The organism is Martelella lutilitoris (assembly GCF_016598595.1).
Classification (GTDB): Bacteria; Pseudomonadota; Alphaproteobacteria; order Rhizobiales; family Rhizobiaceae; genus Martelella; species Martelella lutilitoris_A.
The window spans coordinates 1694245-1717960 of record NZ_CP066786.1 but is presented as its reverse complement, the minus strand read 5'-3'; the positions used below and the strand labels follow the sequence as shown (position 1 = coordinate 1717960).

The following is a 23716-nucleotide window of genomic DNA, read 5'->3' as shown; positions in this document are numbered from 1 at the left end:
GTCATTCGCGCTCCAGTCCAAACAGACCCGCCGGCCGGACGTAGAGTACGGCGAGAAATACGATGAAGATCAGGGCTTCGGCGAAGGATACGGGCACGAACTGCGCGCCGACGGATTCGAGAATGCCAATGATGATCCCGCCCCAGAACGCGCCGCCGATCGACCCCATGCCGCCCAGTACGACGATGATGAAGGCGCGCAGGCCGAAAATGTCGCCCACGAACGGGTTTACCGGATAAAGCGGCACCAGCAGACAACCGGCGACGCCGACGACCGCGAGGCCGATTGCGAAGGACATCTGGTAGACATGGGCGCTGTCGATGCCGAGCACGCTTGCGGCTTCCCGGTCCTGGCCGGTCGCGCGGATCATGCGGCCGCTGCGGGTCTTGCCCAGATAGATGATCACGCCGATCGTCACCAATGTGGCGATGACAAAGCCCGCGATCTGCGGCAGCGAGAAGATCAGGTCACCGATCAGGACGATCTCGTTCGACCAGTTGCCGGACATGACCTGGTAATCCGGCCCCGCAATCATCAGGAACAGGTGATCGAGGAAAATCCAGAGGCCGGTGGTGAAGATCAGCACCCCGATCGGCTCCCGGGTTGCTTCCTTGGCGTAGATCGGCTCGATCATGAAGCGCTGGATGTAATAGCCGGCGACAAACAGGATGGCAGCGACGGGAACGATGACGGCGAGAGGATGCAGCCCGAGGCTGCGGGTCGCCCAGACCGCGATATACATCGCGATCATCAGGAATGAGCCGTGGGCGAAATTGATGATTTTCATCACGCCGAACTGGAGGCTGAGGCCCAGGGCAATCAGCCCGTAGACTGCGCCGCTCGCGATCCCGTTCAGGAGCGCCTGAAGTAATATGGTCGACATGGATCGGCCCTTGAATGAGTGTCTGGTGCAGGAGCCGCCCTTCGCGTGAAGGGCGGCGATGCTGACGTTCCATCGGATGGGATCAGTGGGCGGCCTTGCCGGCGGGCCACTTCATTTCGTAGCCGGGCGCAGCCACGGCTTCGGGCCAGACAGTGCGATAGACGCCGTCGGAGATCTGCTGGACGACGAAGCGCTTCCTGGTGTTCTGGCCCTTCTCGTCGAACACGACGTCGTAGCCGAGCAGCTTGGCGACGTCATTGCCTTCGAAACGGGTCTCGGCGAGCGCATCGCGGATTGCGTCCGGCTCGGCGGAGCCGGCGCGTTCCAGGGCGTCCTTGAGGATCCAGACAACGGAATAGGCGACGACCGAGAACTCGGACGGCTCAGTGCCGTATGTCGCGACATAGCTGTCCCAGAAATCCCTGGCGAAGGGGGTATTGATGGTCGATTCGTAGCCGGCCCAGCCATTTGTGCTGACGATGCCTTCCGTTCCGGCCTCGCCGACGGAGGGAATGAAGGACGGATCGACCTGGCCGGCGCCGCTGCCGATGACCGCCTTGGCGTCGATCTGCATCTGCGCGATCAGCTTGTGTAGCTGGATGGCATCGGCGGCATAGGCGGTGACCGAAATCACGTCGGGCTTGCGGCCCTTTACCTTCAGAACCAGCGGCCTCAGGTCCGGCGCATTGGCAGGGTAGGATTCATCAAGCACGACCTCGATCCCGGCCTCGTCGAAGCGCTGGCGCAGGCGCTGCGCCAGATCCTGGCCCCAATCGGTGTTCTCGTAGATGATCGCCGCGGTTTTCGCAGGGTCGCCGGTCTTCTCGTTGGCCCAGGCCACGAAATCGACAACGCTGTCCGCATTGCCCGAAGAGGGAACCTGGGTGGGACGGAACACATACTTGTAGCCGCGCTCGGTGATGTCCGCCTTGGCAGCCAGATCGACGATCCACGGAACGCCGTATTTTTCCGCGACAGCCGTGGCCGGGAAGGTGACGGAACTCTGAAAGGCGCCGATCATGACCGAGACGTCCTCGACGGTGATCAGCCTTTCGGCCTCTGTGAGGGCAACCTTGGGGTCGCCGCGCGAATCCACTTCGAGAAGTTCGATCGGGGCCCCGTCAAGCGATGCAATCCCTCCGGCGGCATTGATCTGCTCGACCGCCATGTGAGTCGCCCTGCTCATCTCCTGGCCGATCGAGGCAGCAGCGCCGCCCGAAAGCGGGATGATATAGCCAACCTTGACGGGATCTGCGGCGGTCGCCGGCAGGGCGGCGGCCATGACACCGAGCGCCGAAAGCGCAGCGGATGCGAGTAATTTCCGAAAACCGTTCATGTTTCAATCTCCTCCTGCTCTTCGTTAAATATGACATCAGTGTCAGCGACAAATTCGCTTATACAAATGTAAAAACCGAAGAGTGACGAATAGATAACTGACACTGATGTCAGTGTCAATCAAAACCCGCCGTAAGTGATTTCCAGAGACCCGCCCATATTGGTCAATAGCAGGAATAATAAGGAAAAATTTCCCGTTTCCGGATCGTATTTACGATTGAAACGAGGTGACATAAATGTCAGTGTTCGAGCCAGGCGCGACGATAATCCAGCAGCGGAAAAACCATTGAAACAGCCAACACACTCCAAGCCTGAGCGCGGCTCGAGCCATGACACCGAGACCCTCATCCTTCAGGCGGCGGAAGCGGTCTTCTCGCAGAAAGGCTACTTCGGAACGACGGTCGCCGATATCGTCGAACGGGCGGGCGTGAGCAGGGGAGCGTTCTATCTCTATTTCAAGAATCGCAACGAGGTGTTCTCGGCGATTCTTGCGACCGTGGTGGGGGAGATGTTCATGCTCTCATCCTCGCGGCAGTCAGGCACGCCGCAGCAGCGCGTTGAAAACGCCAATCGCACCTATATGGAGATGTTCTATCGCCACCGGGCTTTCATGCGCAGCGTCATCCAGGTTGCCACCTTCGATACCGAAGTGGCGGAAACGCTGAACGAACTGCGCGGGAAGTTCATCAACCGCGTCCGCGAACATATCGAACGCGGCGTCGAAAGCGGAAAATGCCATGACGTCGACCCGGACATTGCATCCTTCCTGCTGGTCATCATGGTCGAGTTCACATCCTACAGCTGGCTTTCCTTCGACTGGCAGCCGAAATCCGGCGACTTCGATTTCGACAAGGTCGTGCAGGAGGCAAGCAGCATATGGAGCCGCGCCATCTACAAGGCGCCCGAAGGGGACGCCGGGTCCGGAAACGAAACGTGAAAATTCTTTGCTGCCGGCGCGTTTAGCGGGCGGCAGATCGCCAGGAAGATCGGCGACCTGCGACGTCGGTGAACGACGGTACGCTCGACGTCTTTAGTAACCTTCCCGATCCATGCTTCGCCCGGCGAACGATCGCTTCTTGCGGATAGGGGCAACAGGCGACGTCCCGCGCGCGGGCGGACGCCGCCTGTTGCCTTGCGCGTCAGACCGTGGCCGCGAGCGGCATGGCCGACATGTCGAGACGGTCACCGCTTTTGCTGTCGAAGAAATGAATCTTGTTGGCATCCGCGGTGAAATGCAGGATCTGGCCCGGCTGATAGGACGGGTCCGGCGCAAGGCGCGCGGTGATTTCCGTATCGCCAAGCAGGCAGATGGCATGCGTGTCGGAGCCGAGCGGTTCCAGAACATCGATCCGGGCCGAAAACAGTGCTTCCTCAGGCGCGCAGGGAATGAGGTGCTCCGGCCGGATGCCGATCTCGACCGCCTTGCCGTTCTCGCCGTCGCTGGCAGCGACGACCGGCAGGGAGAATTCGTGGAAGCGCAGCTCCGGGCGGCCATTCTCTGAAACAAGGCGGCTTTCGATGATGTTCATCTTTGGCGAGCCGATGAACTCGCCGACGAAGCGGCTGACCGGGCGCTCGTAGACGCTGACCGGCTTGCCCTGCTGCATGATCACGCCGTCTTTCAGAATGACGATGTGGTCGGCCAGCGTCATCGCCTCCACCTGGTCGTGGGTGACGTAGATGGTCGTGGTCTTGAGCAGGGTGTGAAGGCGCTTGATCTGGGTGCGCATGTCGACGCGCAGCTTGGCATCGAGGTTGGAAAGCGGCTCGTCGAACAGATAGACCTGCGGGCGCCGCACGATGGCGCGGCCCATGGCCACGCGCTGTCGCTGGCCGCCGGAAAGCTGGCCGGGCTTGCGCTCGAGCAACTGGGTGATCTGCAGGATGTCGGCCGCCTCCTTCACCTGCCTTTCGATCTCGGCCTTGGCGACGCCGCGCATCTTCAGTCCGAAACCGATGTTCTCGGCAATCGACATGTGCGGGTAGAGCGCATAGTCCTGAAACACCATGGCGATGTCGCGCTCGCGCGGCTCGAGGTCATTGACGACCTTGCCGTCGATCTTGAGCCTGCCGCCGGAAATTTCCTCCAGGCCGGCGACCATGCGCAGAAGCGTGGATTTGCCGCAGCCGGATGGACCGACAAAGGTCACAAAAGATCCATCCTCAATAGATAAGTCGATACCTTTAATCGCGCGAAACGCGCCGTAATCCTTGACCAGTTTTTCGAGTTCAATGCTTGCCATCAGTGCCTCCCGGATGCCCGGGCCCTATGCTGTTTACCCGGAATTACCATTAATTTCATAGTTTTGCGTGGTCGTCACCGGTCATCGGGCTTGCGGTGGCTGGTGGCGAACCTGACGAAAAATCCGTCTTGCCAAGCTCCGTTGGTATCGCTATATTATCGATAACGTTATCGATATGCAAGCAATGGATTGAATGATGGCGATCGAAAATTTCGGGAAACCGCAGGGTGGTCCTGCCTCCGGATCTTCTACTGCGACCGCCCGGCGCCCCGGCCGGCGCAGCCTGACGGTCTATGGCGACCTGCAGCGCGACATCATGCTCGGCGACATTCCACCGCTCACCGCCATCCTGGAGCTTGATATCGCCGAGCGCTTTGGCTGCAGCCAGAGCACGGCGCGCGAGGCCCTGATCGCGCTTGATCATGACGGTCTGGTCGATCGCCTGCCGCACCGCGGAACATTCGTTGCTGATTCACGGGCGGAAGATGCGCGTGAACTCATCATGATCCGGCGCGAGATCGAATGCCGCGGCGTGCCGCGCATCATGCAGCGCTACGGTTCGCTGCTGCGCAACAGCCTGGTTGAAATCATCATGTCCATGCTTCGCGCCGCGCGGGCCGAAGATGCCTACCTGCTCTCCCAGCTTGACCGTGAATTTCATCTGAAGCTCTACGAGGCGGCCAACCTGCCCTCCGTTCAGCCGATCCTCAGGCGCTGCCTCATCCACAATCACCGCTTCAAGATCCTCAACTCGAAGGATGCACGCGACCTGGTCGAGACGGCCGAGCGACACGAGGCGATCATTGAGGCGCTCGACACCGGCGATGTCGCCGCGGCAAGGGCGGCGCTCTCCCACCACATCACCACGATCGTCGAATTCGGTCCCAGTATTCTGCCGGAAGACGCGCCCGAGGGGAGATGAAGCCATGACGGGGGGAAGTGCACGGGAGGATATCGGCGGCGATCGCTTCGAGGCGCGCGCGAGGGATCGCCTCCTGTCGCCGGAGATGCAAGCCATTCTGACGCGTCTTGCCGAAGAGGATGCAGCGCTCGGCGATCCGACGCTGATGAAGCCCCGGGACGGACGCGCCCAGGCCGAAGCGGTCAACGCCCGCTGGAACCGGAACATGCCAGCGCTTTGCGCGGCAAGCGATTTCGCAATCGAAGGGCCGGACGGCAACGCCGTCGCCTGCCGTCTCATGACCCCGTCGGGCGATGCCCATGGCCTGATCGTCTTCGTGCACGGCGGCGGCTGGGCGTTCTGCAGCATGGCAACGCATGAACATGCCGCCCGCCGCCTGGCAATCGCGGCGAACGCCCACGTCCTCACCTTCAATTACCGCCTGGCGCCCGAGCATCCCTATCCCGCAGGGCTGGACGATTGCGCAGCGGTATGGAACGCCGTGCTCGAAGGGCACGGGCCGCTTGCAGGCCTCGGCAGACCGCGTGCGCTGTCGGGCGATAGCGCCGGCGCCAATCTCGCTCTCGCCCTGATGCTGCGCCAGATCGATGAGGGCGCCGTGCTGCCGGATGCGGGGCTTCTTTTCTACGGCGCCTATGACGACGATTTCGCCTCCCGCTCCTATGTCGACAGCGCCGAGGGTCCCGGTCTGACGCGCGCCAAGATGATGCGCTACTGGGACTTCTACACGCCCGACACATCCGTTCGAAAAAGCCCGTTCGTCTCGCCGCTCAAGGCTGATGACGCCGCGCTCATGAGGCTGCCGCCGCTCTATCTGAACGCGGCGGCGATCGATCCCTTGCGTTCTGACACGGCAAACCTTGCCCGCCGGCTTTCCGCGCTCGGCCGGCAGGACATCTACAGGCTGTATCCCGGTGTTGTGCATGGCTTCATGCAGATGAACCCCGTTCTCGCCGAAGCCCGGACGGCGGCAGAGGAGGCGGCAGACGCCTTCTTGGAAGTTGCGGGCAAAATGAAAACCACTTGAACCGCCCGGAAGGCGGCACAAAGCGGAGGAGCAAATGAGGAAACTACTGACGATTGCGGCGCTTTCAGCGTCGGTCATCGCGTATGGTGCTGCGGCGAATGCCGATGATACCGTGCGCTTCTGGTATCATTTCGACAATGCGGATAACCCGATGTCCGATCTGATCGCCAAATTCGAGGAGCAGAACCCCGGCATCACGATCGAGGCGGAAAACGTTCCCTGGAACAGCTATTACGACAATCTCTACACCTCGATCATCGCCGGCAATGCGCCGGACGCCGCCATGGTCAAGCTGTACGCCCAGCCTCGTCTGGTCGAAATGGGCGCTCTGGTGCCGATCGACGACTATATTTCCAGCTGGGACGGCAAGGCCGACCTTCAGGACGACCTGCTGGACCTCACCAAGGGCCCCGACGGCAACCAGTATTATCTGCCGATCCAGTATGTGGTGCTCTATCTCTATTATCGCGCGGACATGCTGGCAGAACTCGGAATGGAAGTGCCGAAGACCTGCGAAGAGTTCCGCGAAGCGGCAAAGGCGCTCACCCAGGATACCAATGGCGACGGCAATCCCGACATCTACGGCTTCGGCTTCCGGGGCGCCAAGGGCGGCCAGGAACACTGGGGCTCGCTCGTCTTGTCGCGCGATGGAGTCAGCCTTGATCAGCCCGGCGGCCTGACCAATCCGACGGCGATCGAGGGCACGCAATGGGTTGTCGACCTGTTCCAGAAGGATCATGTCTTCCCGCCGTCCGCCCCCAATGACGGGTTCAAGGAAGTCACGGGCGCGCTGAAGGCCGGCAAGACGGCCATGACCATCCACCATATCGGCTCGGCCAACGACATGGTGGCGGCCCTCGGCGACAAGATCTCCGCGACGACCGTGCCGGAATGCGGCGGCGGCCACTGGACGACCTTCGGCGATGAATCGACGGCGATCTTCTCCAGCGCGGAAAACAAGGATGCCGCCTGGAAATGGATCTCCTTCCTGTCGACGACCGGGAACAACAAGGAGTTCAACGAGGCGACCGGCCAACTGCCCGTCACCAAGTCGGATTCGGCCAACTGGACGCTGCATCCCAAGCGCTTCGTCGATGCCACGGTCGCCTCGCTGCCCTTCGCGGTGACGCTGCCGAACACGCCGGAGACCTCGGACTTCGTCAACACGGTCTGGCCCGTCAACATGCAGCGAGCTCTGACCGGCGAGATCACGGCCGAGAAGATGAACCAGAACATCGAAGAGCTCTTCAATCCGTAAGAGTCGCGTAAAAAACCGTCCGGCCCGATTTTCCCGGGCCGGGCTCCTCCCATCCGTATCACCTTCGAGACTGACCCTTTAGCCGGCCCCTGAGGTGTTGGAGCGATAAGGACGCCGGATCAACCGGCGAAAACGGACCATGACCATGACTGCCCCCGATATGCCGGCGGGGCGCGTGGCGCTAGCCAAGCGCGTCTTGCCCTATGCCCTGCTCTCACCCGCCGTACTGGTGACGCTGGCGATCGTTTTCTTCCCGATGATCCAGGCGGCCTGGATGAGCCTGCACGATTATGTGCTGTGGAAACCCAATGCGATCACCTTTGTCGGCCTGAAGAACTTCGTCGCGGCCTTCCAGGATGAAGTCTTCTGGATTTCCCTGAAACATACCGTGATCTGGATCGGCATCACCATTCCCGCCCAGATGCTGCTCGGCCTGGCGACCGCCATGCTCTTGAACCAGGAATTTTCCTGGCGGCCCCTGGCGCGCGCGCTGATTATCATTCCGTGGGCGCTGCCCAGCGTCGTCATCGGCCTGATGTGGGTGTGGATTTATGACAGCAATTACGGCGTTCTGAACGATTTCCTGCTCAGGGCCGACATCATCAAGCAGTCGATCCCGTGGCTCGCCGATCCCGATACCGCGCTTTACGCCATTATTCTGACGCTCACATGGCAGGGCTTTCCCTTCTTTGCCGTGATGATCCTTGCCGGCCTTCAGTCGATCCCGAAGAGCTATTACGAGGCTGCCTCCATCGACGGCGCCAGCAAGTTCCGCCAGTTCTGGCACATCACGCTGCCCGGCATTTCCGGCGTGCTCGTCACCGCCGTGCTTCTGAGAACCATCTGGGTCGCGAACTCGATCGACGTCATCTACGTCATGACCGGCGGCGGCCCCGGATACTCCACCTACACGCTGCCGCTTTATGCCTTCATCAAGGCCCGCACCAATCTCGACTTCGGCTACGGCTCCGCACTCGCCGTGCTCTTCACGATCATGCTTCTGGGTCTTGTCATTGTTTATCTGCGCAAGGTCGGAGGTGACAACAAATGATCGCCGGAAAGAAGTCCAGAACCAGAACCCTCCTGTTCGTCGAACTGCCGATGGTGCTGATCCTGCTGTTCACGCTCGGTCCGTATCTGTGGATGTTGCTGACCTCGCTGACGGCTGAAAATCGGCTGTTTACCGAAGGTCCCAGCATTATCGGCGCCACGTTTGAAAACTATATCCGCCTGTTCAAGACTGTCGGCTTCCTCAACAACATGATCGCCTCGCTGATCGTTGCCGTCGGCACGGTCATCGTCGGTCTGTCGCTCAGCGTCACGGCGGCCTATGCCTTCTCGCGGTTTTCCTTCCGCGGCAAGAAGTACCTGATGATCCAGTTCCTGATCATCAACATGTTCCCGATCGTTCTGCTGATCTTGCCGCTCTTCGTTCTGATGCGCGTGCTCGGTCTGCTCGATACGCATCTGGCGCTGATCATCGCCAACTCCACGGTCGCCATTCCGTTCTCGACCTGGATGATGACGAGCTATATCAACGGCATCCCGAAATCTCTGGACGAGGCCGCCATGACCGATGGCTGCACAAGGATGGGCGCGCTGCGTCGCGTCGTCCTGCCGCTCTGCACGCCCGGCATCGTTGCCACCGGCATCTATATCTTCATCACCTCCTGGAACGAGTACCTCTATGCTCTCACCCTCGGCGGTCAGAACGTGCGCACCATCACGGTCGCCATCCAGACGCTGATCGGCGAATACGAGGTGCAGTGGGGCCTGCTGACGGCGGGCGGCATTGTCGGCGCATTGCCGGCGACAGTGCTGTTCCTGATCGTCCAGAAACGTCTCATCAGCGGCATGACCCAGGGCGCGGTCAAGGGCTGATGGCCAACCACCAACTGTAGAAAAGAGAAAGAAAGCATAACGTGACCAACCCGATCGGTATCATATCGATGCAGTTTGCCCGGCCCTTCGGCCGGGAGCACATGCACCTCTTCGAGCACATCAGGACGCTCGGCTTCGACCTTGTCGAACTGCTCGTCCCTGAACCCGAAGACGGTCTTGACCTCAAGGCGCTCAAGACAGCGCTTGACGAGGCCGGACTTGGCGTGGCGCTGGCCGCCCGCGTCAATCTGCAGCGCTCGATATCCGATGCCGACCGGGACATCCGCGAAGGGGGCATGGGCTATCTCCGCTATTGCCTCGAAATCGCCCACGCGCTCGGCGCCTCAACGCTCGGCGGCCCGCTCTATGGCGCACCCATGGTCTTTGCCGGCCGCGCGCCGACGCCTGTCGCGGAAGACGAAATGAAAGCCCGCGGCGCGCGGGTCATCGAAGGGCTTAGTGTTTTGGCGCCCGAAGCCCAGGCTGCCGGCTGCAAGCTCGCGCTCGAACCGCTCAATCGCTACGAAACCGACGTCATCTCGCTGGTCTCGCAGGCCGTCACCGTCGTCAATGCCGTCAACCACCCGGCCCTCGGCGTCCTTTTCGACACCTTCCACGCCAATATCGAAGAGAAGTCCATTCCCGATGCGATCCGGCTTGCGGGGAACCGTATCGTCTATTTCCAGGCGAACGAGAACAATCGCGGCTATCCGGGCACCGGCCATATCGACTGGACCGGAACCATGCAGGCGCTCGCCGATGTCGGTTATCTGGGCCCGCTGACGCTGGAACCGTTCCGCCGTGACGATGACGAGCGCATCGGCCTGCCGATTGCCCAGTGGCGGCCTCCGCATGAAGACGAGAGCGAGAAGCTGAAATCGGCCATCGCCTTCATCCGGGGCCTTGTCGCAATGACGGGAGGTCGGGCATGACGCTGAATATCGGCTGGATTGGCTGCGGCCGCCATGCAACCCACATGCTGATGCCGCAGCTTGGCCGCAACGACATGCGCATTGCCGCCGTCTGCGACCTCAACCGCGATGCGGCGGTCTCTGCCGCCTGGCAATATGGCGCCGAGGCCGTCTACGGCGATTATTCGGAGTTGATCGCCCACAAGGGGCTTGATGCCATCTGCATGGCCGTCGGGCCGGACCTGCACCGCGTTGCAGCGATCGCGGCGCTGGAAAAGGGCCTTCCGGTGTTTCTCGAAAAGCCGCCGGCACGCGATGCCGCCGGTGCACGGGAGATCGCCGCTGCCGCCGAGAAGGCGGGCAAGCCCGTCATTGTCGGTTTCATGAAACGTTATTCGACCGGCAACCGGATCGCAGGCAACATCCTTCGTGGTGAAAGCTTTGGCAAGGTGCTCGGCGTGACCGGCTCCTATATGTCCGGTCCCGCCTATTTCGCCGGCGTGCCGGATTATTCCGGCTTCTACCTGCACCACTGCGTCCACTATATGGATCTGATCCCGTGGTTCGCAGGATCGGCTTTTGAGGACATGGCGGTGCGCACGGTCGAGACCGCGCCCGGGCATCTGCTGCTTCACCTCAATTTCACCTGCGCAAACGGCGCGATTGGCACGATCGTGATGGGCACGATTCAGTCACGCGGCACGCCGACCGAAGACATCACGATCATGGGCGACCATCGCCGCATCGAGATCGAGAACGTCATCAATGTCCGCTATTTCCGCGATCCGCCCTTCAAGGCCGAGGACCCGGCAGCAACGCTTGCCGGCGGCGCCGACACGCTGAGCTGGACGCCGAATTTCACCGCCGCCGCCAATGAGGATCACAAGGGCTATGCCGCCCTGATGGCCGATGCGGCGAAGGCCTTCCGGGGCGAGGCAAACACAGCCCCCGATATCACCGATGGAGTGAGTGCCATGGCGTCGCTTGAACGCATGACCGCCCTTATCGACGATGATCTCAGGAGACGCCGGAAATGACGGACTGAGGAGACACCAGGCCGGCAGGATGCGCGAACCGCGCCTTTGCCGGAAGACGAAGACGGGGCTTGCCGCGCCCTTCCACAAGCATTGCGGCAAGCCCCTCACAAGGAAAGGAAACACCGTGACAAACAGATATCTTCCAACCCCTGTCCTGCACCGTGTCGTCGAAAAAGACGGATTGGTCTTTGTCGGTGGCACCGCATGCGACGACACAAGTCTCGATATTGCCGGACAGACACGCCAGACCATCGCCAAGCTCGAAACCTATCTTGAGGCTGCGGGCTCCGACAAGTCCAAACTGCTGTTCGCGACGATCTATCTCTCCGATCTCAGCCTGAAACCGGGCATGAGCGATGTCTGGGCTGAATGGATACCGGCCGAAAGCCTGCCGGCGCGCGCCACCATCTGCCCCGGCGACCTCGGCCCGGGCGTCCTGATCGAAGTCACCCTGATCGCCTACAAGTAATGATCCGGGAAGTCTTGGTGTCCGCGCCCCAATGCGCCTCCTCCCGCTTCCCCAGCCTTTCGAGACAAGAAAATGCTGAACAAATCTCCCGCCACCGCCTCGTCCACCGAGCTTGCAAACACCATTCGTGTCCTCTCCATGGACGCCGTGCAGAAGGCTGTTTCCGGCCATCCCGGCATGCCGATGGGCATGGCCGAAATCGCCGTCGCGCTGTGGACCCGCCACCTGAAGCACAACCCGAAGAACCCCGACTGGCTTGACCGCGACCGCTTCGTGCTGTCGAACGGCCACGGCTCGATGCTGCTCTACAGCCTCTTGCATCTGACCGGATACGACCTGTCGATGGACGATATCCGCAATTTCCGGCAATTGCATTCCAAGACGCCGGGCCATCCTGAACATGACGTGACACCCGGTGTTGAGACCACGACCGGTCCGCTCGGCCAGGGCATTGCCAATGCCGTCGGCATGGCCGTTGCCGAAAAGATGCTGGCAGCAAGCTTCAACAAGCCCGGCCACAGAATTGTCGACCACAACACCTTCGTTTTCCTCGGTGACGGCTGCCTGATGGAAGGCGTTTCGCATGAAGCCTGCTCGCTCGCCGGCACGCTCGGTCTCGGCAAGCTGATCGCGCTTTACGATGACAACGGCATTTCCATCGACGGCCATGTCAGCGGCTGGTTCACAGACGATACGCCGAAGCGCTTCGAGGCCTATGGCTGGCAGGTGATCCGCAATGTCGACGGCCATGATGTCGAGGCGATCGATGCCGCGATTGCCGAAGCCAAGACGAACACGAAACAGCCGACGCTGATCTGCTGCAAGACCACGATCGGCAAGGGCTCTCCGACTTATGCCGGGGACGCCCATTGCCATGGCAATGTGCTTGGTGACGCTGAAATCGCCCGCGTGCGTGAAGCGCTCGGCTGGACGCTGCCGCCCTTCGAAGTGCCGGAAAATGTCTATGAGACGTTCAACGCAGAAGAGGCCGGCAAACAAGCCGAAAGCGCCTGGGACGAAGCCTTTGCGGCCTATGAAGAGGCTTTTCCGGCAGAGGCTTCCGAGTTCAAGCGTCGCATGAGCGGCGAGCTTCCTGCCGATTTCGATGCCGCAATGGGCGCCTTCATCACCTCCGCCGAAGGGCTGACGGATACGATCCCGATGCGCAAGGCAAGCCAGAACGTGTTGCAGATGCTGGGCGACGAACTGCCGGAACTGGTCGGTCTTTCCGCTGACCTTGCCGGCTCCTGCCTTTCCATATGGGACAAGATCGAGCCGGTGACGGCGGAAACCGGCGGCAACTACATCTATTGCGGCGTGCGCGAATTCGGCCTCGGCGCAATGATGAACGGCATCTTCCTGCATGGCGGCTTCCGGCCCTTCGGCGGCGGCTATGTGGTCTTCTCCGATTATCAGCGCAACGCCATCCGCATGGCGGCGCTGATGAAGCTCGGCGTCGTCTACGCGCTGTCGCATGACTCGATCGCCGTCGGCGAGGACGGACCGACCCACCAGCCGATCGAGCATCTGGGCTCGCTGCGCCTGATGCCGAACCTTGATGTCTGGCGCCCGGCCGATGCCGTGGAAGCGGCCATCGCCTGGGAAACGGCGCTGAAACACACCGGCACGCCGACGCTGATGTCGCTCAGCCGTCAGGTTCTGCCGCCGCTTGCCCGCTCGGCCTCGCAGGCCGACGCCATCCGCAGGGGCGGCTATGTTCTGGCCGAAGCCGAAGGCACGCCTGCCGCCGTCATCATCGCCACGGGTGCGGAAACCCGCCAGGCGCTCGATGCAAAGGCAGCGCTTGCCAAGGAGGGCATTCAGGTCCGCGTCGTTTCCATGCCGTCGACCTTCGTCTTCGACAGCCAGGACGCAGCCTACAAGGCCGAAGTGCTTCCTGCTGGTATCCCGCGCGTTTCCGTGGAAGCCGCCGGAACCGAGTACTGGCGCAAATATGTCGGCCTTGAAGGCGGCTGCGTCGGTATTGACACGTTTGGCGAATCCGCTCCCCCGCCGGTCCTGTTCGAACTTTTCGGCATCACCGCCGAAGGGGTCGCCAAGACCGTCAAATCGGTGATCGGCTAATCGCGAGGGCCTGTCATCGTAGAGCGCCGCCCTTCCGGCATGGATTGGGGCGGCGCTTGCGACATGAATGAACAATGCCTGGCGCTGGCCGCCGGGCTTGCTGCATAACAAGGAAAGGAGCGTCTTCGCCTATCGAGAAGGCGAACGACGTCTCCGGCATTTTCGGGAGGATACCGCCTTGGCCGGTCACACAATTGAACATGCCGTCATCGGCGAAATCGACGGACAGGCGGTCGATGCCTATCGCCTGAGGGGCGGCGACACGGAAATCGAGGTGATGACCTATGGCGCGATCCTGCGCCGTGTCATGCGCCCGGATCGCAACGGCACGGTCGAGGACATCGTCATCGGCTATGACAATCCGGCCGATTATGTGACCAAGCCCGGCAATGCCGGGGCCATCTGCGGCAGGCTTTCCAACAGGCTCGCTTTCGGCAGGTTCACGCTCGATGGCGTCGACTATCAGCTTCCGACGAATTCCGGCCCGCATCATCTGCATGGCGGGCTTCCCGGTTTCGGCAAGCGTTTCTGGAAGGCCGCACCCGATCCGGACAACAACGCCGTGACCTTCCGCATGGATAGCCCGGACGGCGATCAGGGCTATCCCGGCGCGCTTAATGCGAGCGTGACATACCGTGTTCATGACGGCGGCGCGCTTGCCATCGAGATGGAAGCGGTCACGGATCGGGCCACCATTGTCAACATCATCCATCACGGTTACTGGAACCTTGCCGGCCATGCCAGCGGCAGCGTCGGGAACCAGCATCTGTGCCTGCTCTGCGACGGCTATACGGCGGTGAACGAGGACAAGATTCCGTCAGGCGAGATCGTCGCGGTCGCCGGCACGCCCTATGACTTTACCAAAATGCACCCGATCGGCGACCGGATCGCCGAGACCTGGCCGGGCGTGGGGTACGATCACAATCTCTGCGTCGCCGGTTACGACGGATCGATGCGGCTTGTGGCCGAGGCCGAAGATCCGGAAAGCGGGCGCGGTTTTCGCCTCTTCACAAACCAGCCCGGCGTCCAGTTCTATACCGCCGGCCACTATCGGGCACAACCGACTGAAGGCAAGAGCGGCGCACTATACCGGGAGTTCGCCGGTTTCGCGCTGGAGACGCAGGCCTACCCGGACAGCCCCAACCACGAAAACTTCCCCACCGTCGTGCTGCGCCCCGGCGAAACCTACCGCCACCTGATGCGGTTCGATTTCACGGTGAAACAATAAGGCCTCGCGTTCTCAAACGGAGCGGTGAAAAACCGGAACCAACCACCATCCAAAAGGCCGAAATGGGGGCGCAAAGTTGCCTTTGGAACGAACCGTTTCTTCCGGGATCTTTGCTGGCGCGTTCTGCCGATCACCGTCACCATCGATGTGACGGCGAAGCCCGCCAATATTTTCATGGGGTTATGGCGGAGAGGAAGGGATTCGAACCCTCGATACCATCTCTGGTATACTCCCTTAGCAGGGGAGCGCCTTCGACCACTCGGCCACCTCTCCGGTGAGGGCTCTGATAGGCGTTTTTGTTTCGCCGATCAAGCCTGTGAAAGGAAATCCGGCAAAAAAACGGTGCGGTGCCGGTCCGGCGACGACGAGCCTTTTTTGCGCTGAGCCGCCCGGCTTTATGTACCGTTTTCGGCGGCCGCGGTGTCGGCGGCGCCCGCGCCCGCCCCGCCGGCCACCTGCACGGCCCTGCTGCCAGCGCTGATCGCCGCGGCAAGGCAGCGCTGCGGCGTCCCGCCGTCAAGCCAGGCGTCGACGAAGCCGGCGTTGAACGCATCGCCGGCGCCGGTCGTGTCGACGACGCGGACCGCTTCAGCCGGCGCGTGGATGCGCAGGTCGGAGGCGGCGAGATAGGCGCCGTCCGATCCGGCCTTGATCGCGACGATCGGAAAGTGCCCGGCAAGCCGGGCGCACATCGCCTCCGGCTCGCTTTCGCCGGTGATGACCCGAGCCTCCTCCAGATTGGGCAGGAATACATCCACGCCACGACAGGCGGCGATGAGGCCCGGATCACCGATCAGCCTGTCATCCCAGCTCGGATCAAGCGAGACCGTGAGCCCCGCCGCACGCGCACGCGTCACCAGATCCGGCATTTCGGCAAGCGTCGCGTATTCGGCGATATGGAGATGGCCCGCCCTGCCCCAAGCCAACGCGTTCTCGAGCGTTGCAGGCTCTGCCCGCCCTGCCCGTTTGGTGAGAAAAGCGCGCTCGCTTCCAAGCACGGACGCAACGGTCACCTGTGGGCCGGCATCGTCCACGTGCTCCAGGAAGCCGAGATCGATGCCGCTGGTTTCGAGCTGACGCTCGATGGCGCGCGACAGGGGATCGTGTCCCAACCGGCCGACAAGGGCCGCGTGGCGTCCGATACCGGCGAAATGGGCGGCGGAAATGAAGGCGCCGCCGCCGGCGGCGATTGTCAGCTCGTCGGCGAAGACCTCGCGCCCGAGCACCGGCAGACGGTCAAGTCCGGTGAAGATCAGGTCGCAATAAATCCGCCCCACGCTGAGGACCGCCCGTCTTTCGTCATTTCCGGATGTCATTTACGGCCAAGGCTCTTTTCTGTCGCGGCGTCGAAGAGATAGAGCTTGCCCGGCTGAACCGTGCAGGTGACGCTGCTGCCGACGGCAGGCGAAAGCGTGCCCGGCGAGGTCGCGATCAGCGATTTGCCGCCCACATTCAGGTGCACCATGGTCTCGGGGCCGAGCGGCTCGACGGCCTCCACCACGCCCTCAAGCGTCAGGATCGCGCCCTCCGGTACCGCCCCGTCGACGACCGCCAGAAGGTCATGCGGTCTTATGCCGACCAGCACATCGCCCTCGTCCGCGAAACCGGCCGCCTGGTCGCCGAGCGCCGCTGCCGGCAGCATGTTCATGGATGGCGAGCCGATGAAGCGGGCGGTGAACACATCGGCGGGGTTTTCGTAAAGATCGACCGGCGTGCCCGTCTGCAGGATATAGCCATCCTTCATCACCACGATCCGGTCGGCCATGGTCATGGCCTCGACCTGGTCGTGGGTCACATAGACGGTCGTCGTTTTAAGTTCCTGATGCAACTTCTTGATTTCGATGCGCATCTGCGCGCGAAGCTGGGCGTCGAGATTGGAAAGCGGCTCGTCGAAGAGGAAGGCCGACGGGTTGCGCACCATGGCGCGGCCGATGGCGACGCGCTGTCGCTGGCCGCCGGAAAGCGCTGCCGGACGACGCTCCAGATAGTCGGTAAGGCCCAGAATGCGCGCCGTCTCGTCGATCCGCGCATTCTTTTCCTCTTTCGAGAGCTTCGACGTGTAGAGCCCGAAGCCGATATTCTGGCGCACGGTCAGATGCGGATAGATGGCGTAGTTCTGAAACACCATGGCGATGTTGCGGGCCTTCGGCGCCCGCTCGTTGACCACCGCCTCGCCGATCTTCAGTGTGCCGCCGGTGATCTCCTCGAGGCCGGCGATCATCCGCAGCGTCGTCGACTTGCCGCAACCGGACGGGCCGACAAAGACAACAAACTCGCCATCGGCAATCTCAAGGTCAATGCCATGCACGGCCTCGACCTTGTCATAGCGCTTCACCAGTTTTTCCAGTGCGATTGAAGCCATTATGCTTTTCCCCTCAACCGGTCGAAACATTGACCGCGTTCGCTGGCCGCCGCTTGCATGCGGGCGGCAAGGTCGTCGGCTTGTTTTTGAAATGCGTCCAGATTTTCACGGTAGCCGGCAATGGCGGCATCAAGCGGCTCTTCGGCCGGGCCGCCATAGCGCTTGCGCACGGCAACGAAATACTCCGGCGAAACGATCTCGCGGAAGGCCTCTTCATCGAGAGTCGTCTCGCGGCCGGCATGGTCGGCAAAGGCCTTTTTGAAGGGGCCATAGCCATCCGTACCGAGCGCGCCATCGGCGGCGACCACGGCACGGGCCACGTCGGCGGCAATCTCGTGCGCCTGGCGGAAGGAAAGCGCCTCGCGCCGCACCAGACTGTCGGCCAGTTCGGTGATGGTGATGCAGGAGCGGTCGAGATTGGCAGCAACGCGCCTGCCGTTGATGCGCACCTGGCCGATCAGGCTCGTCATCAGCTCCAGAACGCGCATGCCGCTGTCGAAGGCCTGATAACCCATCACCTGGGTTTCGCCCTCGCTGTCGTTCATGTCGGTAAAGGGCGTGTTGTGCATCACTGTCAGCACGGTCTGGGCGCGGCCCACCGTCTGACTGGCGAGATGGCGCATATGTTCCACCGGCACCGGATTGCGCTTCTGCGGCATGATCGAGGAGATCTGCACCAGCGCGTTCGGCACATAAAGCTGGCCGACCTCGAAACTGGTCCAGAACTGGAAATCCTGAATCAGACGTCCGAGATGCAGGAACATGAGTTCAAGCGCGGAATAGGTCGCCGTGATGTAGTCGACACCGGCAATGCAGCTGTAGGAATTCTGCAACGGCGCAGAAAAACCGAGGAGCTCGGCCATGCGCGCCCGGTCGATGGCAAAGCCGGATGTGGTGATCGCGGCCGCCCCCATCGGGCAGAGGTCCACGATTTTGCGGGCGGCATAGAGACGCTCGATATCGCGGATCAGCATTTCGATCGCGGCGGAGAGGTAGTGGCCAAAGGTGGTCGGCTGCGCCGGCTGGCCGTGCGTATAGGCGACAATCAGCGTGGTCTTCTCACGCTCGGCGGTATCGATCAGGGCCGCCAGAAGCTTCAAGGCTTCGCCTGCCGCAGCATCGATATAGCGACGCAGGTTGAACTTGAACAATGTGTGGTCGATATCGTTGCGCGAGCGCGCCGTGTGCAGGCGCCCGCCAAGATCCGGCCCGAGGCGCGCTTTCAGCTCTTTCTCGATGAGAAAGAAAAAGTCCTCGACCTCGCCGGTGTATTCAAGCGCCGCCGGGTCCACCTCACGGTCGATGGCGACGAGCGCCTCGGCGATCTTTCCGGCCTGTTCTCCGGTCAGGATGCCGGTCTCGGCCAGCATGACGAGGTGGGCGCGGTCGATGGCTCGAAAACCATCGATGAAGTTCGTTTTTGCGCCATCAAACAATGGCTTGAGCACGGTTTCCTTGTAAACCGGATCAGGAAATCTGCTGGTATCGTCTTTTTGGGGATCGTTCGTGTTCATGGGTCTATCCCTTGACGCCCGCCAGCATCACGCCGCGCACGATATAGCGCTGGAAGATGAGGAAGACGAGAAGTGTCGGTATGGTCGCAAGCGCTGCCCCGGTCATGATCATCTCCCACTGGATCGCGGCTTCCACGGCAAAGCTCGAAAGGCCGACAGGCAGCGTGTAGAGCTCGCTCGAGGTGGTGACGATCAGCGGCCAGAAGAAGGCGGTCCAGTTGCCGAGGAAGGTGAAGATGGCAAGCGCCGAAAGCGCGGGCGCGACGAGCGGCATGGCGATCTTCCACCAGATGACGAACTCGTTCATCCCGTCGATCCGGGCTGCTTCCATGAAGTCATCCGGCACGCCCTCGAAGAACTGGCGCATCAGAAAGGTGCCGAAGCCGGTCATCATGCCGGGAAACATGATGCCCCAGTAGCTGTCGAGCCAGCCGAAATTGGCCGACATCAGATACCACGGGATCACCAGCATTTCCGTCGGGATCATCAACGTCGAGAGGATCGCCAGGAAGATGAAACGGCGACCGCGAAAGCGGAATTTGGCGAGCGTGTAGCCGACAAGACTGTCGAAGAACACGTTCGAGCAGGTGACGATGGTGGCCACCAGCAGCGAGTTAAAGAACCAGCGGCCGAAGCCTGTGGTCGTCAGCACCTTCACATAGTTCGAAAATGTCGGGTCCTGCGGGATCAGCCGCAGGTCATAGACCTGGCTCGCGGGCTTCAGCGAGGTGGAGAACATGAAGAGAAGCGGCGTGATCATGACGAGGCCGCCGATAAACAGCAGCGTCCACATCAGCACCCTGCCCGGCCGCACCTTCGGTTTGTAACGCGAGACCGCGTCCTCGTGGCGAAGTTCGGTCATGACTTGTCCCTCAGGATCCAGAGCTGCAGCAGCGAAATGACGAGGAGAATGAGGAAGAGAACGACGGTCTGCGCCGCCGCGTAGCCCATCTGGTAGGACGAAAAGGCCGACTGGTAGATCATCAGCACAAGCGGCTTGGTGGTGCCAAGCGGCCCGCCCGGATCATTCGTGGTCATGTTGTAGACCTGGTCGAAAATCCTCAGGAATCCGATGGAGGACAGCACCACCAGAAACACGGTGGTCGGCTTCAGGAGCGGCAGCGTGATCTTGCGCAGGATCGCCCATTCGCCGAGACCGTCGATGCGGGCAGCCTCGTAAAAGGTCGTCGGAATGGCGCGGAGCCCCGCCATGAAGATGATGATCTGGAAGCCGAGACCGGCCCAGATGGCCGTCACCATGATCGAGGGCAGCGCCTGGGTGGTTGAGCGCAGGAAGGGCTGCTGCGGCAGGCCGAGAGCGGCAAGTACGTCGTTGATGACGCCGATCGGGGCCGGCTGATAGAACCAGCGCCAGACCCAGGCCATGGCCGCCGCCGTCGTCAGGAACGGCATGAAATAGAGCGCGCGGATGAGGCCGTGGCCGAAGCGCACGCGATCGAGAAAGAAGGCGATGGTGAAGGACAGCACCAGCGAGATCGGCGTGCCGAAGATCAGATAGGCGAAGGTGTTCTTGAACACCTGCCAGAAATCCGGATCGGTGAAAAGCTTGGCGTAATTTTCAAAGCCGATGAATTTCGGCGGACGCATCAGGTTCCAGTCCGTCAGCGACAGCCGGAAGGCGTCGAGCGTCGGGTAGAAACGGATGACGCTGTAAAACAGCACGGGCAGCGCCAGAAAGGTCCAGACCCAGACAAGGCGCTTGGTGTGCATGGAAAAACGGTCGGCAAAGCCGCCGCCCTCGGGGCGGCCGGCGGCCGCCCCCTTGGTGTTTTCAGCCTGGAGAGACATCGGCCCGATCCGGCTTACATCGCGTCGTCGATGATGGCCTGTTCTTCCTCGGCCGCTTCCTTGATGCTGTCGGCAGGCGACTGGCCGTTCAGGATCACGCGGTTGACCATGTCGATGGCGACCTGACGCTGGGCGGCCTCATCCACGAACAGCGTGGTGTGGGCGTAGTCGAGCCCCTTGAGGAACGGGCCGTAGATCGGGTTCGAGGTGTTCTCGTCCGTCAGCGCCACGGCGCGCCGCGCCGGCAGTTCGCCGACCACATCGAGCCAGATGCCCATGGCTTCCGGCGATGTCAGATAGGTCAGGAATTTTTCCGCAGCCTCGAGCTCCTCGCCTTCGACCTTGGCGCCGATGCCGTTTGCAAAATAGCTCGAATAGTTGGAGCGCATGCCGTCGGCATTGGCCGGCAGCTCGGTCACGGCCCAGTCGAAATCCTCGATCTGGCTGAAGGAGCCGAGACGGAAGGTGCCGTCGATGGTCATGCCCGCCTTGCCGGCGCGGAAGGCGGCCTGGCCTTCGTCCATGAAGCCGGACTGGCCGATTTTCTCGTTCATCTGCAGGCCGGTGTAGAATTCCAGCGCCTCGGTGCCTTCCGGGCTGTCATAGGTCACCTTGCGGTAGTCGTCCTCATAGGGCACGCCGCCGAACTGGCGCACCAGCACTTCGCGCCACCACTGGTGATCCTGGCCGGCCATGTCGAGGGTCATGCCCTCGGTCACCATGTTTCCGGCATCGTCGAACTTGGCGATCGCCTTGCCGGCGGCCACCAGTTCATCCAGCGTCTGCGGCGGGTTTTCCGGGTCGAGGCCGTTCTCCTCGAAAAGCTTCTTGTTGTAGAACAGCGCCAGCGAGCGCACGGCCGTCGGCAGGCCGTAATATTCGCCGTCGCGCTTCATCGCGGTCACGATCGGGAAGAACGCGCTCTCGATCTGGTCATGCGGGAACGCATCCTGCGGCAGCGGCTGCAGAAGCCCGCCGGCGACGAACTTGTCCAGCCAGCCATAGAAGAGCTGCATCACGTCCGGGCCCTTGCCGGCCATGTTGGCGGCGACGATGCGGGTCTGGTAGTCCGCATAGGGAAAGTTGACCTGCTTGACGGTGATATCCGGATTGGCCGCCTCGAACTTCTCGATCAGCTGATCCATCGCGTTGACGCGGGTCTCGTAGATATACTGCCAGTACTCGATCTCGACGGCGTTCGCCGAATTGACCGAGACCATGCTGATGCCGGACATCAGGCCGGCGAGCAGAAGTGCCTTGCGCATTGAAATCTCCACTTCCCCATGTGCGGCGTCCCGCCGCGTCCGGGGCTTTTTGTTCCCGAAAGCCGTCTGCCAGGGGCGGCGGCCGTTGTTCGCTTTATGCAGGCGCCAGCTGCGCCATCGGGCGCCGTTTGTCCGGCGCCTCGGCGATACGGTCGCGTGACGCCGCGCGTTTGTCAATAAGATAATCTAGTTGAATTATTATATTGACGATAGAAGGGACCGACCCCAGACTGAGACCATCGGAAAGCGGACGGACATGAACGACAAGACACGCGCGCCTTCGGCTATCGGCAACAACCCGGAACGAAACCGCGAGCATAACCGCCGCGTGGTCCTCGACCTGGTGCGCCAGCACGGCATGCTGGGGCGGATGGAGATTGCCCGGCGCACGCATCTGACGGCGCAGGCGGTTGCCAATATCGTCGACGATCTCGTCGGCGAGAACCTGCTGATGTCCACGGGGCGGCGGCGCACGGGACGCGGTCAGCCGCCGATCCAGTTTGCGGTGAACCCGGAGGGCGCTGCCACGATCGGCGTCGAGATCGCGACCGACCAGATGGTCGTGACCGCGCTCGATCTGACCGGCGTGCTGCGCTACAAGCGCATTGTCCCCCTCGCCGACACCACGCCCGAACGCACCCTGCCCGTGTTCGCGCTAGAGGTGGAACGGGCGCGCAAATCGGTCGAGGCCCCGCTTCTCGGCGTCGGCGTGGTGATGCCCGGACCGTTCGGCATCGAGGGCATGAGCTTTGTCGGTCCGACCACCCTTCCCGGCTGGAACGGCATTGACGTCAAGGCGGCACTGGAGACCGCCTGCGGCATTGATGTAACGCTGGAAAACGATGCCGCCGCGGCCGCCGTTGCCGAAAGGCTGTTCGGCGCTGGCCACGCGATCTCCCATTTCTGCATGCTCTATTTCGGCACCGGCATCGGGCTTGGCATGATCCAGGACGGCGCGCCCTATCGCGGCGCCTTCGGCAATGCCGGCGAGATCGGCCATGTGCCGGTCGTGCCCGGCGGAAGGCCTTGCCCCTGCGGCCAGCACGGCTGCCTGGAACGCTACGCCTCACTTCATGCGCTGCATGAACGCTTCGATGCCTGTGACAGAGAACGCCCACAAATATCTGAAATTGAATCGCTTTTTGAAAGCGAAGATCCAGTGGTGGAAGCCTGGATCGCGGAAGCGGCGACGCATCTTTCCACCGTTGTCGGCCTGCTTGAAAACATCTTCGATCCGGAAACCATCATTCTGAGCGGCGCGTTTTCGGACGCCGTCATGGACGCGCTGATTGCCCGCATGCCGGCGCTGCCGTCATCGGTCGCCGCCCGCTCGAACCGCGCGAAACCGCGCGTCATGCGTGGCCAGACCGGACAGTATACGGCCGCCCTCGGCGCCGCCGCCCTGCCGCTTTTCGAGATCCTGACGCCGAAACTCGAGACATTGCCGCCCGCCCGGCAGGTGGCCTGACAAACAGAACCAACGGGGA

Annotated in this window: 21 protein-coding genes and 1 tRNA gene; 12 read left to right on the top strand and 10 right to left on the bottom strand. The window is 61.9% G+C overall.

From position 1 onward, the window contains the following. Window position 1: 1 nt before the first annotated feature. On the bottom strand, window positions 2-883 hold the full coding sequence (locus tag JET14_RS08075; RefSeq protein ID WP_024706900.1) for a branched-chain amino acid ABC transporter permease: 882 nt from the start codon (window positions 881-883) through the stop codon (window positions 2-4). A gap of 82 nt (window positions 884-965) precedes the next feature. Continuing rightward, window positions 966-2219, bottom strand: a complete 1254-nt coding sequence (locus JET14_RS08070) for an ABC transporter substrate-binding protein (RefSeq protein WP_200337557.1) — start codon at window positions 2217-2219, stop codon at window positions 966-968. 285 nt (window positions 2220-2504) lie between these two features. Here JET14_RS08070 and JET14_RS08065 point away from each other — a divergent pair, with 285 nt between their 5' ends. Continuing rightward, complete coding sequence (locus JET14_RS08065; RefSeq protein ID WP_200337556.1) at window positions 2505-3155, top strand: TetR/AcrR family transcriptional regulator; 651 nt, start codon at window positions 2505-2507, stop codon at window positions 3153-3155. Window positions 3156-3357: 202 nt separating this feature from the next. Here JET14_RS08065 and JET14_RS08060 read toward each other — a convergent pair whose 3' ends face one another. Further along, a complete protein-coding gene (locus tag JET14_RS08060; protein WP_200337555.1) occupies window positions 3358-4461 on the bottom strand; it encodes an ABC transporter ATP-binding protein in 1104 nt (367 codons plus the stop codon). A gap of 196 nt (window positions 4462-4657) precedes the next feature. Between JET14_RS08060 and JET14_RS08055 the strand changes: the two genes are divergently transcribed. The 10 genes from JET14_RS08055 (at window position 4658) to JET14_RS08010 (ending at window position 15279) form a co-directional block, all read left to right on the top strand. Then, complete coding sequence (locus tag JET14_RS08055; RefSeq protein WP_200337554.1) at window positions 4658-5383, top strand: GntR family transcriptional regulator; 726 nt, start codon at window positions 4658-4660, stop codon at window positions 5381-5383. Window positions 5384-5387: 4 nt separating this feature from the next. Beyond that, window positions 5388-6410 (top strand): alpha/beta hydrolase, encoded by a 1023-nt coding sequence (locus JET14_RS08050; RefSeq protein ID WP_200337553.1) that lies wholly within the window; start codon window positions 5388-5390, stop codon window positions 6408-6410. A gap of 34 nt (window positions 6411-6444) precedes the next feature. Then, on the top strand, window positions 6445-7668 hold the full coding sequence (locus tag JET14_RS08045; protein WP_200337552.1) for an ABC transporter substrate-binding protein: 1224 nt from the start codon (window positions 6445-6447) through the stop codon (window positions 7666-7668). 139 nt (window positions 7669-7807) lie between these two features. Then, window positions 7808-8719, top strand: coding sequence for a carbohydrate ABC transporter permease (locus JET14_RS08040; protein WP_246750563.1), 912 nt, complete (start codon window positions 7808-7810; stop codon window positions 8717-8719). Next, window positions 8716-9549, top strand: a complete 834-nt coding sequence (locus JET14_RS08035; protein WP_138750241.1) for a carbohydrate ABC transporter permease — start codon at window positions 8716-8718, stop codon at window positions 9547-9549. Before JET14_RS08040 ends, JET14_RS08035 begins: the two co-directional genes overlap by 4 nt. Window positions 9550-9590: 41 nt before the next feature. Beyond that, a complete protein-coding gene (locus tag JET14_RS08030; protein WP_246750562.1) occupies window positions 9591-10481 on the top strand; it encodes a sugar phosphate isomerase/epimerase family protein in 891 nt (296 codons plus the stop codon). Further along, window positions 10478-11497, top strand: coding sequence for a Gfo/Idh/MocA family protein (locus JET14_RS08025; protein ID WP_200337551.1), 1020 nt, complete (start codon window positions 10478-10480; stop codon window positions 11495-11497). The genes JET14_RS08030 and JET14_RS08025 overlap by 4 nt, the downstream gene beginning before the upstream one ends. A 124-nt stretch (window positions 11498-11621) precedes the next feature. Beyond that, window positions 11622-11966 (top strand): RidA family protein, encoded by a 345-nt coding sequence (locus JET14_RS08020; RefSeq protein WP_132313911.1) that lies wholly within the window; start codon window positions 11622-11624, stop codon window positions 11964-11966. Window positions 11967-12038: 72 nt separating this feature from the next. After that, on the top strand, window positions 12039-14051 hold the full coding sequence (gene tkt, locus JET14_RS08015) for a transketolase (protein WP_200337550.1): 2013 nt from the start codon (window positions 12039-12041) through the stop codon (window positions 14049-14051). A 178-nt stretch (window positions 14052-14229) separates the two neighbouring features. Continuing rightward, complete coding sequence (locus tag JET14_RS08010; RefSeq protein WP_246750561.1) at window positions 14230-15279, top strand: aldose epimerase family protein; 1050 nt, start codon at window positions 14230-14232, stop codon at window positions 15277-15279. 183 nt (window positions 15280-15462) lie between these two features. On the opposite strand, the gene JET14_RS08005 is transcribed toward JET14_RS08010, so the two are convergent. The 7 genes from JET14_RS08005 to JET14_RS07975 form a co-directional block, all read right to left on the bottom strand. Then, window positions 15463-15552 (bottom strand) — tRNA-Ser (locus JET14_RS08005). 122 nt (window positions 15553-15674) lie between these two features. Next, complete coding sequence (locus JET14_RS08000; protein WP_200337548.1) at window positions 15675-16595, bottom strand: carbohydrate kinase family protein; 921 nt, start codon at window positions 16593-16595, stop codon at window positions 15675-15677. Further along, window positions 16592-17641, bottom strand: coding sequence for an ABC transporter ATP-binding protein (locus JET14_RS07995; RefSeq protein WP_200337547.1), 1050 nt, complete (start codon window positions 17639-17641; stop codon window positions 16592-16594). Before JET14_RS07995 ends, JET14_RS08000 begins: the two co-directional genes overlap by 4 nt. Further along, the gene (argH, locus tag JET14_RS07990; protein WP_200337546.1) at window positions 17641-19155 is read right to left on the bottom strand and encodes an argininosuccinate lyase; all 1515 of its coding nucleotides are present in this window, start codon (window positions 19153-19155) and stop codon (window positions 17641-17643) included. Before argH ends, JET14_RS07995 begins: the two co-directional genes overlap by 1 nt. 4 nt (window positions 19156-19159) lie before the next feature. Continuing rightward, window positions 19160-20017, bottom strand: a complete 858-nt coding sequence (locus tag JET14_RS07985) for a carbohydrate ABC transporter permease (RefSeq protein ID WP_200337545.1) — start codon at window positions 20015-20017, stop codon at window positions 19160-19162. After that, on the bottom strand, window positions 20014-20964 hold the full coding sequence (locus JET14_RS07980) for a carbohydrate ABC transporter permease (protein ID WP_200337544.1): 951 nt from the start codon (window positions 20962-20964) through the stop codon (window positions 20014-20016). The genes JET14_RS07985 and JET14_RS07980 overlap by 4 nt, the downstream gene beginning before the upstream one ends. 14 nt (window positions 20965-20978) lie before the next feature. Further along, on the bottom strand, window positions 20979-22229 hold the full coding sequence (locus JET14_RS07975) for an extracellular solute-binding protein (RefSeq protein ID WP_200337543.1): 1251 nt from the start codon (window positions 22227-22229) through the stop codon (window positions 20979-20981). A gap of 256 nt (window positions 22230-22485) precedes the next feature. On the opposite strand from JET14_RS07975, the gene JET14_RS07970 reads away from it, so the two are divergent. Beyond that, window positions 22486-23697, top strand: coding sequence for an ROK family transcriptional regulator (locus JET14_RS07970; RefSeq protein WP_200337542.1), 1212 nt, complete (start codon window positions 22486-22488; stop codon window positions 23695-23697). Window positions 23698-23716 lie beyond the last annotated feature (19 nt).